This window comes from Parapedobacter sp. (assembly GCF_035556095.1).
Classification (GTDB): Bacteria; Bacteroidota; Bacteroidia; order Sphingobacteriales; family Sphingobacteriaceae; genus Parapedobacter.
This window is the reverse complement of sequence record NZ_DATMFT010000023.1, coordinates 17,225-31,378: the sequence shown is the minus strand read 5'-3', so window position 1 is coordinate 31,378 and position 14,154 is coordinate 17,225. Positions and strand designations below refer to the sequence as shown.

Genomic DNA, 14,154 nt, shown 5'->3' with positions numbered 1-14,154 from the left:
AAAATGGTTAATCGCTAAAAAGTCCATCGGATTGATGGAAAACGGGGTCACACCAGATCGTTCGGAGGCGGGGTAGGTACGGTTGGATAAAAGGCACGGATATGCCGGGCATCATCCGTAATTAAATTTGTTTCAATCGTGTAGTCGGCTGGGGGTTGGAGACTGACAGCAGTTGCCAGTTTGAAATAGCCCTTGGCGAAAATGTCTTTCATTTGGTCGCCTAATCCAGACTTGCCATTGTTATTTTCGATTTCGAGCTGCAAAACGACTTGCAATAATGCTTCCTTGTCAAAACCGTGAACAAAAATGGGGGCTGTTGAGATGGCCATCTTTGCGAAAAAGATGGCAAAGAACAATTTTGCGTATATTTCCCTTGTTATTGCGGTCGACATCTATGTTATTGTACCGTTTGATTGCAAAAAAAAGAAAAATATGGGGCTTTTTGTATAGAACAGTCAAAAAAGTTACAAAAAAATAACACAAAGTGGAAGTCGGTTTATTAGTTCGATAACGCGGGGAGCTTGGTCAGCACATAGCAGTTAAGACGATATGTTGAAATAACGAGAAAAAAATCTGAACGAAAATATACGAATTTGCATTGTTTTGCGTAGCATTGTCTTTTTCGGAAAAATATATCGACATAAGCGCGAATACAATGATGAAAACCCTTTATTCCATTCTTTTCTTATCCTGTTTGCAGGTCGGACAGTTGAGTGCGCAAGAATCGCAGGTTTGGCAACCTGTAGGTGACAAAATCAAATCGCCGTGGGCTAAGCATATTGATGCAGCAAATCCGCTACCTGAGTATCCGCGGCCACAGCTGGTACGCGAGCAGTGGCAAAATCTAAATGGCCTTTGGGACTATGCCATCGCGGCTGGTAAACTGGGTACAGCTCCTGCTAGCTATGATGGTCAACTGCTGGTGCCCTTTGCCGTAGAGTCTGCGCTTTCGGGCGTTGGAAGGACGGTAGGTAAAGATAGCTCGCTTTGGTACCGTCGGACGGTTACTTTGGATAAGAGCATCCGTAAGCAACAGGTAATCTTGCATTTCGGCGCGGTCGATTGGCAATGCGACGTTTATGTGAATGGCGCGAAGGCGGGCTCGCATGAAGGTGGATACGACCCGTTTTCCATTGATATTACCCCATATCTGGCTAAAGGAGCCAAACAGGAGATTGTCGTTGGTGTGTGGGACCCGACGAACGAAGGCCCACAGCCTAATGGTAAGCAGGTGGTGCGCCCCCATGGTATTTGGTATACACCAGTTACCGGCATCTGGCAAACGGTATGGATTGAAGGGGTGCCCCAAACCCACATCGTTGCCACTAAGCATACCCCGGATATCGACAAGGGCATACTCTTGGTACAAACAACCGTTGAGGGGACCCGGGAAGGCGACCAGGTTCAGATCTCCGCATGGAAAAACGGAACGAAGCTCACCGAAGAGACTGTGACTGCCGGTACAGACGCCACGCTGAAAATCGACAATGCTGAACTTTGGTCACCGACATCACCGTCGCTATATGACCTCAAGGTTGCCGTTTTGCGTAAAGGAAAGGTTGTCGACGAAGTGGCCTCTTATTTTGCTATGCGCAAAATATCGATGGACAAAGATGAAAACGGCATCCAACGGATGTTGCTCAATAATGAATTTGTATTCCAGTATGGGCCGCTCGACCAGGGATGGTGGCCGGACGGCTTATATACAGCGCCTACGGATGAAGCCTTACGTTTCGACGTGGAGAAGACCAAGGCGATGGGCTTCAACATGATTCGCAAGCACATCAAGGTTGAACCGGCACGCTGGTATTACCATTGCGATCAACTAGGGTTATTGGTTTGGCAGGATATGCCGAGTGGTGACCTGGGTGGTAATCACTGGGATATGCGTCCGGGTATCACATCAGGGCGCCAGCATGATAAGGACCGTAGCGGCGAATCGGAAGCGATCTATCGTAAAGAATGGAAAGCGATTATGGATGCGCTGCACAACTTCCCCAGTATTGTGGTATGGGTGCCCTTCAACGAAGCTTGGGGGCAGTTTAAAACGGAGGAAATCACCGAGTGGACCATGGATTATGATCCCTCGCGACTAGTCAACAGCGCGAGCGGTGGCAATTTCTTCCCAACCGGGCACATCATGGACATCCATAACTATCCGGATGCAGTGATGCCACGCCCTGAGTTGTACGGCGATAAGCAAATCCTTGTACTTGGCGAATTTGGCGGATTGGGACTGCCTGTAGAAGGACATACTTGGCAGAATAAAGACAACTGGGGATACCAAAGCTTCAAGAATGCCGACGAACTGAAACGTCGGTACCGGGGGCTCGTCAATGATTTGGCCCGCTTAATACCCATGGGATTATCTGCCGCCGTATACACCCAAACCACCGATGTGGAAATAGAAACCAATGGATTGATGACTTACGACCGTGAAGTGGTAAAAATGCCCGAAGCGGAGTTGAAGGAATGGCATCAGCAATTGTACGAGATAAAGGCGGATTGATATAAAGATTAACGAATAAGTGTAATACGCTTGCTAATCAAAGCTAACAGCGGGCTTCACGGCTTTTGCTTCGCCATATATTCGCTAGGCGACATGCCAAATTGCTTCTGGAAATTCCGGCCAAAATGGGTCTGTGAGCTATAGCCAACACGATAGGAGACCTCGTAGATTTTATAGCGTCCTTCGCTGAGCAACTCGGCCGCTTTCTTTAAGCGGGCCACATTGATGAGGTCATTGGGCGTCAAATCGGATATCGCCTTGATTTTGCGGTATAAGGTGGGCCGGCTGATATGCATCTTTTCGGCGAGGTGCTCTACGTCGAATCCCACTTCACCCATGTGTTCATGGATCAACGCATTCAATTCTTCCAAGAAAAGCGCATCGGCCTTGGTGTGTGCCATGGAGTTGATGTGTGCCAAGGGTGAATGGGCAAAATAAGCACGTATTTTATTCCGGTTGGCCAACAGGCTGCCGATTTGCGCCTGGAGGTGCTCGGGTGAAAACGGCTTTTCGATATACGCATCGGCACCCTGTTCCAACCCTTCTATTTTAGATTTGAGTGTATTCTTGGCTGTGAGTAAGATAATAGGGATGTGACTATGCGCCACGTCAGATTTGATGCGCTGGCACAATTCATAACCATCCATTTCAGGCATCATCACGTCGCTCACCACCAGTTGTACAGGATGGGCCGCAAGAACTTCCAACGCCCGTTTTCCATTTTCGGCTTGCAGTACCTCGTAATGCTCACTAAGATCATCCACGATGAAATCGAGGATTTCCACGTGGTCGTCTACCACTAGTATGGTCGATCTATCAATCGTTGGCGATTTTGGCTCCATTGCGTCGTCTGTGTTGGCGTTGTTTAAGGGGCAATGTCAATACAAATACATTCATCCCGTCTTCTGGGTTTGCTAAGCGGAGATGGCCTTTGTGCAGCTGGGCGAGCGAGCGGGCCAGTGCCAAACCCAAGCCCGATCCCTGTTGGTTGTCCGTCATTTTCAAGCGGGTAAACGTTTCGAAAATTTTTTCTCGCATCGATAGGGGAATAAGGTATCCGTCATTTTTGACCAAGACGGAAACGGTACCCGTTTCCGATTCGGTCTGTATGATAATCGCTATTGTGCACTCGGCATATTTCAGGGCATTGGTGAGCAAGTTGCCAATAATCTGGGTAAACGCTTCCTTATCCACCGCCGCTACGCATGGTTGGGGTGGCGAAGTAAGTGTAAGCTTAATGTCTTTCTGTGCAGCCACGAGTTTAAAGGCAGTATAATTTTCCTTCACTAGTTTGGCGATGTCCAAGTCCACGAAATTCAACCGATATCCGTTCACTTCGGTTTTCCTGAAATCGAGCAGCTGATCCGTTAGGTCCAGCAGCCGCTGTGTATTCCGTTCCATGGTTTGCAGATGCTTACGAACAGTGGGCAGCTCCTCTGCCTTTTTCATCACCTTTTCCAAGGGCGCCTTGATGAGGGTGAGCGGCGTGCGTATTTCGTGCGTTACATTGGTAAAAAAATCGATTTTTGCTTGGTAGAGTTCTTCTTCTTTCCGGTGCCGCAGTTGCTCCAGTTTACGTTTGTTTTTTTCCCTGATTCGGCGGTGGTAGCTTCTTATGGTATACCAAACGATGGCGATGACGAGCAACACATAGAGAAAAAACGCAGGGGCGCTTGCCCAAAATGGCGGCAAGATGGTGATACGGAGTGTCGTTTCTTTGCCCTTTAGGTCGCCATTGCTGTCTACCACGTTTACCCGGAATACGTAGTCGCCCGGGGGTAGCTTGGTGAAATAAGCTTTGCGGTTGGTTTGGATGTGTGTCCACTCCTTATCCAGTCCTTCCATTTTATAGGCATATTCGGTCATGCCTGGCGAGATATAACTCAGCGCCGCAAAATCGATACTGAAGGAAGATTGGTTATGGTTGAGCTCCAAGCGATCCATGAATGTAATCGACTGGGTTAGCGGCGACCCCTTCTTGTTAATTTCTAACTCCCTGTCGTGAACCTGCAGCCCGGTAATATAAACCGGAGGTTGGAATGTGCTTTCGGGGTATTCTACCGGATTGAACCGAATCAGCCCCTTTACACTGCCGAAATATAGGGTTCCATCCGCTGCGCGGTAGGCCGAGTTATAGTTGAATTGATCGCTAAGTAAGCCATTGGCTTTTGTGAAAACCTTGATATCACCTGTTTCAGGTGCAAGCCGTACCAGCCCCTTGGAAGTGGTTACCCAAAGCTTTCCGTCCTCATCTTCCAGTAGTGCTAGGATGAGGTTGCTGGGGAACCCTTGTGTGGTACCGTACCGTTGGAAATCGGCACGGTTTGGATTGAACTTACACAACCCGCCCTCCGTAGCTACCCAGATATTGCGGTTGCTATCTTCAAATATGCGGTTTACCCGGTTGCTGCCAATACTGCCCGGGACATGCGCATCGTGCGAAAAGGAACCGCTTTCCCCCGATTTGGGATTCGAATAATACAAGCCATCGCGCCAGCTGCCAGCCCATATCGTTCCGTCACTGTCTTCATATAACGTGGTGTAAAAAATATATGGCGGGAAACCCGTTACATGTTGGAAGTGCTTGGTCGACACCATGTATTCATATAGCCCGGCCCCTGTTGCCATAAGTATTCGCCCGCTTTTGGTTCGGTAGATATTGAAGATAAAATTGTTGTGTAATGCTCCGTCCTTGTTTTCTGCATTGTAGTGGCGGATAACCTTTCCCGTGCGGATGTCGAACAAGTCGAGACCGTGCTCGAATGTCCCAATCCATAACGTGTCACCGGTGATCAGCAAACCGTGGATGTTGGAATGGGCCAGGCTGTTCTGTTCCCCCGTAGGCCTGTAGTTCGTCATGCGGCCGGTACGCATATCCAGCTTGTTCAGGCCATCGTCTTCCGTTCCGATCCAAAGGTTGCCATGATTGTCCGAGCATAATTCCCTAACGGCATTTCCCGAAATGGTATTTCCTCCGCCTAAGGGGAAGAATTTTTCGAAGAACGTATTTGCTTGGGCATAATGGTTGATGCCGCCGAAGTAGGTGCCTGCCCAGATGTTGTTTTCGTTGTCTTTACAAAGCGTATATACAGCATTGTCCGATAGCGACCAAGGATTGCCGCGTTCTTTTTTGAGGTTGAGGTATGTTCCGGTGCGATGATCGTAGATAAAAATCCCCGATTCCGTCGCCAACCAATATTCGTCAGGGCGATGTTCAATAATATCCCGGATGAACATGTCCGTCCCTTTTTCATCCTGCGTAAGCAAGTCGGTATATGTGCCCTCCGTGGTATCGAAGACTTTGACGCCCTGTTTGGATGTCCCTACCAGCAGGTAGCCCTTGTTGGTACAAAATATCCGCTCAATCCATTGAGATACGACTTTTGGCGAATGTTCAAAAATAGGGTATCGGTGCTGGAAGCCGTTGGTGTGGTGATAATGTAGTAAATCGCCAGTGGGGGTCCCTATCCAAGTGTCTCCCATCTCGTTAATGCCGAATGCGCTTACGGAAACTACCGACGGATCTGTGATGGACAGCAAGCTATCGGTGCCTGTCGAATAGCGAAATAATATCAGGTTATTGATAAACCAGATGTTGCCTCGGTGGTCGCTTTGTATATCAAGTATTTCATTTGTAATGGAGGGATGGAAGAGCGAAAAAGTTTCGGATTTCTGATCGAATAGGTAGATGCCTTGGTCGGTGCCTACCCATATGCAGCCCGTTTCATCCACGTGCAATGCCCTGACGAAATTGCTCCTCAGTCCGTTGGGATTTTCAGGATCGCTGTGAAAAACCTTGAAAGAATAGCCGTCGAAACGGTTAAGCCCGTCTTTAGTGCCAAACCAAACGAAGCCCATCGGGTCTTGGGCACTGCATAATACCGCGTTGTTCGACAGTCCGCTCTCTACTTGATAATGTGTGAAATAAAAGGGCTGGCCATAGGCACAGCCAACCGATATCCACACCAATACAATATATGTCAACAACAACGATTTCATCCGTTCATCCGGCTCTCATGGTTAGTAGCCAAAGGTAATGGTAAATTTTGAAGATAGCGGAAATTGTCGAAGTTTTGGATTGTCAATCACATGCCTTTATTCATTTTTCTTTTTTCCTAGAGCCCCCCGCCGGTTTGTCGAGGAACCAAACAGGTACCTGGACTCACCCTGGATTCACCATCCAGTCAATATATGTTCATAGCGAAGCAGGTATTAATCGATTACGGAGCAAATACGAAGCGTTGAGGATGGTCTGGTGGAATCAGCGGCACGGTTTACGGCGTATACGACAAAGGCAAGTGCTTTTTGAGACAAAATAAGGAAAAAATGAAACAAATTGATATAACACCCGGCACCCATAATGCCGTCATTTGTGGTGAAGAAGGCATATAGCCAATTTTATAACCAACGATACGCCAATGACGACACGGATATCCACCACATTTTTGACTTTTTTTACCCTTATTATCTTTTTATTATCCGGCTGCAACAGCAGCAGCAACGGTGTTGATAACGAGCCGCCGAGAGGTATTTGGACGGCCGAGGAGGCCAATGAATGGCAAGCCGAACAAGAGTGGCTCGTAGGACCCAACTATACACCGGCAACGGCCATCAATCAATTGGAGATGTGGCAGGAAGACACCTTCGATCCGGAAACCATTGACAAAGAACTGGGATGGGCAGCCGATTTGGGCATGAACACGGCCCGTGTTTACCTGCATGACTTGCCGTACGAGCAAGATTCCGTCGGGTTTATCTCTCGAATAGAACATTTCCTGCGCTTGGCCGATAAACACGGCATCCGGCCATTGTTTGTCTTCTTTGATTCCTGCTGGGATCCTTTTCCGGTAGCCGGAGAGCAGCGCGCCCCAAAACCACATGTACACAACTCGGGATGGGTGCAGAGCCCAGGGCAGCACGTGCTGAAAGACAGTGCGCAATATCCACGGTTGGAACGCTATGTAAAAGGCGTAATCAACCATTTTGCCAAGGACAACCGGATTTTGGGATGGGACGTATGGAATGAACCGGATAACATGACAGGCCCATCTTATGAGGCTGTCGAAATCAAGGACAAAGTAGCTTATGTGTTGCCCTTGTTGGAGCAAGCGTTTGCATGGGCACGGTCAGCAAATCCCTCGCAGCCGCTTACATCGGGTATCTGGGTCGGCGATTGGTCTACCCATGAAGGACTGAAACCAATTGAAAAATTGCAGGTCGAGCAGTCGGATATCATCAGTTTCCACACCTACGATACCCCCGAGGATTTCGAGAAACGCATACAGCAACTCCAACGTTACGATAAGCCGTTGTGGTGCACCGAATATATGGCGCGGCCAAATGGCAGCACCTTCGCCGGGTTCCTGCCGATCGCCAAAAAATATAATGTGGCTATGTTTAACTGGGGGTTTGTAGACGGCAAGACACAGACCATTTATCCGTGGGACAGCTGGACGAAGACCTATACGGACGAGCCACCGCTGTGGTTCCACGACATTTTCCGGAGCGACGGGACGCCGTATAAACAAGAGGAAGTGGAGCTCATTAAACGACTAACCGGTGAGACCGAAGAAGAGTAGAGTTGCATATCGATTTAATAACCAAATAAAATAAATGAATTATGAGTGAGAAAATTACCCAAATCTTTCTCATGCAATGGCGACACCGCATAGGTATGCGAACCGCTCGTTGCTTGGGAATTGCGCTTACTGTGTTTTTGCTGGCATTTTCAGTTCGGGTAGATGCACAGTCGTCACACGTGCTGCACGGTCGGGTGACGAATCAGCAGGGGGAAGCACTTGCAGGTGCTACCGTGATGGTAAAAAACACAGCTCAAGGCACACAGACCGATATTGACGGAAAGTTTATCTTGGAAATCCCTTCTTCTGAGTCGATTGTGGTCATTACCTATCAGGGTTACTTTCCGATAGAAGTCGTTGCGGGGGCTGAACGGGAGCGGACGTTCGTCATGGAATTTGACGAGGAGCGGGGTAGGCTTGATGAAGTTGTCGTAGTGGGTTTCGGTACACAGAAGAAGGTGACCGTTACCGGGTCCGTAGCTTCAGTGTCAGTTAAGGAATTGGAGCAATCCACTGCACCATCGCTTTCGAATGCGCTTGCTGGCCGGATGCCCGGCATCATTACTCGGCAGACGAGCGGTGAGCCCGGCTACGATCAGGCTCAGGTATACATCCGCGGATTGGGAACCTGGGAAAATCGTGCGCCGTTGGTGCTCGTCGACGGTGTTGAGCGTGGCATGTCGGGATTAAATACCATAAACGCACAGGAAATCGAGAGTTTCTCTGTACTTAAGGATGCCTCGGCCACGGCGGTCTATGGTGTGCGCGGAGCAAATGGAGTAATTTTGATTACCACAAAACGTGGTGTGCAAGGACGGCCGAAGGTGACGCTCAGGTCTGAAACCGGAATGCTTACCGCACAACGGATGCCCAAGTACATTGGTGGTGTGGAATACGCAAGTTTGTGGAATGAGGCATACCGTAATATGGGACAAGACGACTTCTTTTCCGAAGAAGAGATTCAACGGTATGCAAATGGGGAAGATCCTTACCTCTATCCCAACGTTGACTGGACCAACGAAATCATGAAGAAAAACACGTACCAGAGCATTAATAACCTGAGTATAAACGGGGGTACGGAAGTTATACGCTATTATGGAAATGTAGGGTATACCGAACAGAGCGGTCTTTGGAAAACCGATGAAACCAACCTATATAGTACAAATATCAACATGCGCCGATACAACCTTCGGTCAAACATCGATGTAAACGTCACCAAGAACCTGTTATTTGAATTCGGACTGGGCGGCATAATCCAGCAGGGGAATTATCCGGCTAGGTCGGCCCCAGATATTTTCGATGCGCTGCGTAAAACACCTCCCATCGCTTTCCCGAAGGTAAACCCTGACGGGACACCGGCCGGCATTACACAGTTTTTAGGTTCCAATCCCTGGGGGATGGTAACGCAATCCGGATACCTCGTGGAGGCACGTAATACGGTACAGGGTACGTTCGGCGGAAAATGGGACCTCTCCGATTTGGTCACCCCCGGGCTTTCACTCAATGGCAAGTTTGCTTACGACCATTATTACCGGTCGGACGTACGGCGGCAAAAGGATTTTGAGGTGAAACAATACTTAGGGAAAGACCCGGATACCGGGGAAGACATTTATAGTGAGATTCTCCGGGAAGCAAGCCCATTGGGCTATGGAACGGGCAACACCGCGGAGCGGGTATATTATACCGAGTTGCTGACAAACTATACCCAATCGTTTGAAAAACACGAGGTGTCCGGGATGGTGATGTATAACCAGCGCGACATGGTCAGGTTGACGGCACCGGAATCTATGCTGAATTTGCCCTACCGGAGGCTGAGCGCGGCTACGCGTTTCACCTATGGCTATGACAGCCGGTATTTGGTGGAGGTAAACGCCGGCTACAACGGATCGGAAAATTTCCCGAAAGGAAAGCGTTACGGGTTCTTCCCTTCGGTCTCGGCAGGGTGGATTTTGTCCAATGAGTCGTTCTGGGGAGATAACAATCCGGTAAATTCGCTGAAGATAAGAGGCTCTGTCGGAAAAGTAGGAAACGATAACCTTGCGAACCAAGACATCCGCTTCTTATACCTGACCTCGATGAAGACACAAGGAGCTCAATCGTATCATTTCGGTGATAACATGCGTTTCATGCCCGGTATCGAAGAAGACCAGACAGGCAATGAGAATGTGACGTGGGAAGTGGCTACAAAAACGAACATCGGCCTCGATCTGGAAATGTTCCGGAGCAAAGTCGTCCTCCAGGTGGATGCCTTCTGGGAAGACCGCGAGGATATCCTGCTCCAACGGGTACAAATCCCCTTTGTAACGGGCTTTTACCCTTGGGTGATTCCATATGCAAACCTGGGGAAGGCCAAGAACCGCGGAATCGATGGTATGCTGGAGGTGAAGAATTCCACATCTTCGGGTTGGTACTATTCGTTCCGGGGGAACTTCACGTTCGCTAAAAATGAAATCATTGAAAACGACGAGCCCCAACAACGTTATCCATGGCTGTCGGCAAAAGGGCGATCTATCGATCAGCCGTTTGGATGGATAGCCGAGGGTATATTTCAAAGTGCCGAAGAGATTGCCAACAGTCCGGAGCAAAGACTCGGCCGCGCAAGTCAGCCGGGTGACATCAGGTACCGGGATCTGAACAACGACAATATCATCGACGATAACGACCGGACGGCAATCGGCTTTCCACGGACTCCGCAAATCGTATACGGATTCGGTGGAACAGTCGCCTATAAGGGGTTCGATGTCAGTTTATTCCTTACTGGAGCGAGCAAGACCAGTATTTTCCTATACGGATCGACCATGTATCCGTTTCAGGATGGCGTAGGTACCTTCAATGTGCAACGCGAGTATTACGACAACCGCTGGACGCCGGATAACCCCGATGGTACATACCCCGGCGCCATCACCGTGGCCAACCCCAACAATAACCGGGCTTCTACCCTTTGGCAGGTAGATGCTTCTTTCCTACGGCTTAAAAATGCGGAAGTAGCCTACACGTTTACACAACCCGGCCTTGCAAATTGGGGAATGAACAGCATCCGGCTGTTCGTAAACGGCGTAAACCTCCATACATGGGATAAGGTCAAAATAATGGACCCCGAATCTGATAGCGGCACGAATTTTTATCCGTTGCAGCGCACATTGAACTTCGGGTTACAAGTTAATTTTAAATAAGAAAAACATGAAGCGAATATTCATAAATATAACGGTTATTGCTTTCCTTATAGCCTTTAGCGGGTGTACAAAAGATTTTTTGAACAAAATGCCCGATGAAGATATGACGCTGGACGAAGTGTTCGCACAGCGGCAGTACGCCGAGCGGTTTCTTACGTCGGCCTATTTTACGTTGCATGAAGAAATTAGCTTTAACGACTGGTGGGGTAGAAACCCGTTCGTCGGAGCCTCTGACGAGATGGAAATCACCTGGACATACCCTTTTGCACATGTCATGACATCCGGGGCGTGGAGCCCACAGAATATTGAGGAAAATATCTGGCGGTTTGACTGGGAAGGTATGAGGAAGGTTAATATCTTTTTGGAGCGGATCGATCAGACGCTTATGAGTGAAGCGGAAAAAAACAGGTGGAAAGGAGAGGCACATTTTCTAAGGGCGTTTTTCCATTTTTTCCAAGTGCGTCTGCACGGGCCGATACCGATTATGGACCGCGCCGCCACACTGGATGATGATTTTACGGCAATTAAAAGAAGACCTTATACTGAAGTGGTCGATTTTATCGTTGCAGAATGCGATCGAGCGGCATCCCTGCTACCGCCATCGTATATCAATGGTCCCACGGAAGACCGGACTCAACTTGGCCGGCCTACAAGCGCATCGGCGCTGGCATTAAAAGCCCGGATGCTGCTATATGCTGCAAGCCCGCTGTGGAACGGCAATCCCGAGTTCATCGGTTTCGCCGATCGCGACGGTTTGGAACTATTTGCGGGGTATGACGCGCAGCGGTGGCAAGTTGCTGCGGATGCGGCAAAGGCAGTGATTGACGCCGCTGAAGGAGCAGGTTACGGCCTTTATACAGCGGCAAACAATGATCCGATGCGGAGCTACCAGGAGTTGTTTTATATGCGCCATAACAAAGAAGTGCTTTTTGCCCGGAATATGGGGAATTGGGATCACCAAGAACGCTGCACGAGCCCCAATGGCATGGGCGGTTGGAGCGGCTATTGCCCTACCCAAGAGCTGGTGGATGCCTACGAGATGGCGGATGGGTCAACGCCTATTCTGGGGTATGAGGCCGATGGGCAGCCAATCATCAACCCCGAATCGGGCTACCAAGAAACGGGGTACGCCGAAGAAGCCCATCCCAAAGGGTATCACTTGGATCAAATCAGGAATATGTACGTCGGCCGCGAGCCACGCTTTTATGCCGCGATCAATTATAGCGGTGCTTTCTGGCGGGAACGGCGCATTGAGTTTTGGAACAGTGGCCTAGACGGGCGGTCAAGGAGTGCGGTAGACCATTCCGTCACCGGATACCTCATGAAGAAATTTTCCGAAGAATCGGTTCGCATCCCACAGAATATCTTTACCCAAAAAACATGGATTTATTTCCGGTTGGGCGAACAGTATCTTAATTATGCAGAAGCATTGAACGAGGCACAAGGACCAGTTACTGACGTTTACACCTATGTCAATGCGATACGGAATCGGGCAGGTCTGCCGGGGTTGCCCGAGGGGCTGACCCAAGAGGAAATGCGCGAAAAGATCCGGCACGAACGGCAAATTGAGCTTGCCTTCGAAACCCACCGCTACTTCGATACGCGCCGGTGGCTTATTGCTGAGGAAACTGATAACAAAAATTTCTACCGGATGACGGTGGATAAAGGAACGCATTTACAGGACAATGAGTTTTATGAGCGGTCATTTCTGAAACGTAGGGTGTTCGAAAAGAAACATTATATTTGGCCAATACCCCAATCGGAAATCAATAAGACGCCTACGATTATCCAAAATCCGGGTTGGATATAGGTAATTAATATATTGATGAAAGGGTCAGGAGCGACAAAGGACAAGACGATGGACAATTTGAAATTGATGACAAGTAACGTATAAGCGTATAAAGGCATATGAGGACGATTTTCTTAACGATACTTGTTATTAGTTTCAGTGTGCTGGCGCGTTCATCGAGCAATACCGATAAGTTGCTGGAATTGCCAGAAGAACCTGTCGGAAAGAACGTGTTTTTCGGTGATCCTTTCATACTGCTGCACGACGAAACCTACTATGCCTACGGTACGTATGCTGAAAATGGTATTGCCGTCTACACATCCCAGGATTTGCATACGTGGGAAGCTGTGCCCGGCAATAGGTTGGCATTGGATAAAAAAGATTCCTGGGGTGACCGCTGGTTCTGGGCGCCCGAAGTCTATCATGTGGATGGGAAGTTTTATATGTATTACTCGGCAGACGAACATATTTGCGTGGCTACCAGTGATAGCCCCCTCGGGCCATTCAAACAAACGGAGAAAAAGCCGATGCTTGAAGGCGAGAAATGTATTGATAATTCCCTGTTCATTGATGATGACGGCAAGCCATATCTGTTTTTCGATCGATTCAATGACGGTCTCAATATCTGGGTTGCCGAGTTGGAAGACGATCTCATGACCATGCGTGTCGAGACGATGACAAAATGCATTAATGTCTCCCAGCCGTGGGAAGAGGTATGGCCCCGCGTGAATGAGGGACCATTTGTATTGAAGTATGAAGGTAGATACTATATGACCTATTCGGCAAACAGTTATGAGAGTCCATTTTATGGAATCGGGTATGCCACGGCCGATGAGATTATGGGCCCGTGGACGAAATATGAAGGGAATCCCATCCTGCAAAAGCCCGGTGAATTGGTTGGAGTGGGGCATAGTGCGATGTTTACCGATAAGGAAGGCCAGTTGCGCATTGTTTTTCATTCGCATCGAAGCACAACGGCTATTCACCCACGGTACATGAACATCAGCACCGTAAATTTCATAACGAAAGATGGCGAGGTCGTTATGCAAATAGACGGCAATTACCTCACTCCGAAACGGCGGGAGTAACGTGGACAATCGCGTT

General features: G+C 48.9%; 8 protein-coding genes. 5 read left to right on the top strand and 3 right to left on the bottom strand.

Annotated features, from left to right (window positions below):
- Nucleotides 1–47: 47 nt before the first annotated feature.
- The gene (locus VNQ80_RS14930; RefSeq protein WP_325640042.1) at nt 48–392 is read right to left on the bottom strand and encodes a hypothetical protein; all 345 of its coding nucleotides are present in this window, start codon (nt 390–392) and stop codon (nt 48–50) included.
- Nucleotides 393–655: 263 nt separating this feature from the next.
- Between VNQ80_RS14930 and VNQ80_RS14925 the strand changes: the two genes are divergently transcribed.
- Nucleotides 656–2,509 carry a glycoside hydrolase family 2 protein gene (locus VNQ80_RS14925; RefSeq protein ID WP_325640040.1) on the top strand — a complete coding sequence of 618 codons (1,854 nt, stop codon included), beginning with the start codon at nt 656–658 and terminating at the stop codon, nt 2,507–2,509.
- Between the two features lie 56 nt (nt 2,510–2,565).
- Here the strand turns inward: VNQ80_RS14925 and VNQ80_RS14920 are convergent, their stop codons facing one another.
- Entirely contained in the window at nt 2,566–3,351 is a 786-nt protein-coding gene (locus VNQ80_RS14920; protein WP_325640038.1) for a response regulator transcription factor, read from the bottom strand.
- On the bottom strand, nt 3,326–6,508 hold the full coding sequence (locus VNQ80_RS14915) for a sensor histidine kinase (protein ID WP_325640036.1): 3,183 nt from the start codon (nt 6,506–6,508) through the stop codon (nt 3,326–3,328). Before VNQ80_RS14915 ends, VNQ80_RS14920 begins: the two co-directional genes overlap by 26 nt.
- A gap of 419 nt (nt 6,509–6,927) precedes the next feature.
- On the opposite strand from VNQ80_RS14915, the gene VNQ80_RS14910 reads away from it, so the two are divergent.
- The 4 genes from VNQ80_RS14910 to VNQ80_RS14895 all read left to right on the top strand — a co-directional run bounded on the left by VNQ80_RS14910 (nt 6,928) and on the right by VNQ80_RS14895 (nt 14,138).
- Entirely contained in the window at nt 6,928–8,088 is a 1,161-nt protein-coding gene (locus VNQ80_RS14910; protein WP_325640035.1) for a cellulase family glycosylhydrolase, read from the top strand.
- A gap of 41 nt (nt 8,089–8,129) precedes the next feature.
- Nucleotides 8,130–11,261 (top strand): TonB-dependent receptor, encoded by a 3,132-nt coding sequence (locus VNQ80_RS14905; protein WP_325640033.1) that lies wholly within the window; start codon nt 8,130–8,132, stop codon nt 11,259–11,261.
- Between the two features lie 7 nt (nt 11,262–11,268).
- Nucleotides 11,269–13,071, top strand: a complete 1,803-nt coding sequence (locus VNQ80_RS14900; RefSeq protein ID WP_325640031.1) for a RagB/SusD family nutrient uptake outer membrane protein — start codon at nt 11,269–11,271, stop codon at nt 13,069–13,071.
- Between the two features lie 98 nt (nt 13,072–13,169).
- Entirely contained in the window at nt 13,170–14,138 is a 969-nt protein-coding gene (locus tag VNQ80_RS14895; protein ID WP_325640029.1) for a glycoside hydrolase family 43 protein, read from the top strand.
- Nucleotides 14,139–14,154 lie beyond the last annotated feature (16 nt).

Coding starts and splice junctions, on each gene's coding strand:
- VNQ80_RS14895 (WP_325640029.1), top strand. CDS start 13,170: ATGAGGACGATTTTCTTAACGATACTTGTTATTAGTTTCAGTGTGCTG.
- VNQ80_RS14925 (WP_325640040.1), top strand. CDS start 656: ATGATGAAAACCCTTTATTCCATTCTTTTCTTATCCTGTTTGCAGGTC.
- VNQ80_RS14920 (WP_325640038.1), bottom strand. CDS start 3,351: ATGGAGCCAAAATCGCCAACGATTGATAGATCGACCATACTAGTGGTA.
- VNQ80_RS14915 (WP_325640036.1), bottom strand. CDS start 6,508: ATGAAATCGTTGTTGTTGACATATATTGTATTGGTGTGGATATCGGTT.
- VNQ80_RS14910 (WP_325640035.1), top strand. CDS start 6,928: ATGACGACACGGATATCCACCACATTTTTGACTTTTTTTACCCTTATT.
- VNQ80_RS14905 (WP_325640033.1), top strand. CDS start 8,130: ATGAGTGAGAAAATTACCCAAATCTTTCTCATGCAATGGCGACACCGC.
- VNQ80_RS14930 (WP_325640042.1), bottom strand. CDS start 392: ATGTCGACCGCAATAACAAGGGAAATATACGCAAAATTGTTCTTTGCC.
- VNQ80_RS14900 (WP_325640031.1), top strand. CDS start 11,269: ATGAAGCGAATATTCATAAATATAACGGTTATTGCTTTCCTTATAGCC.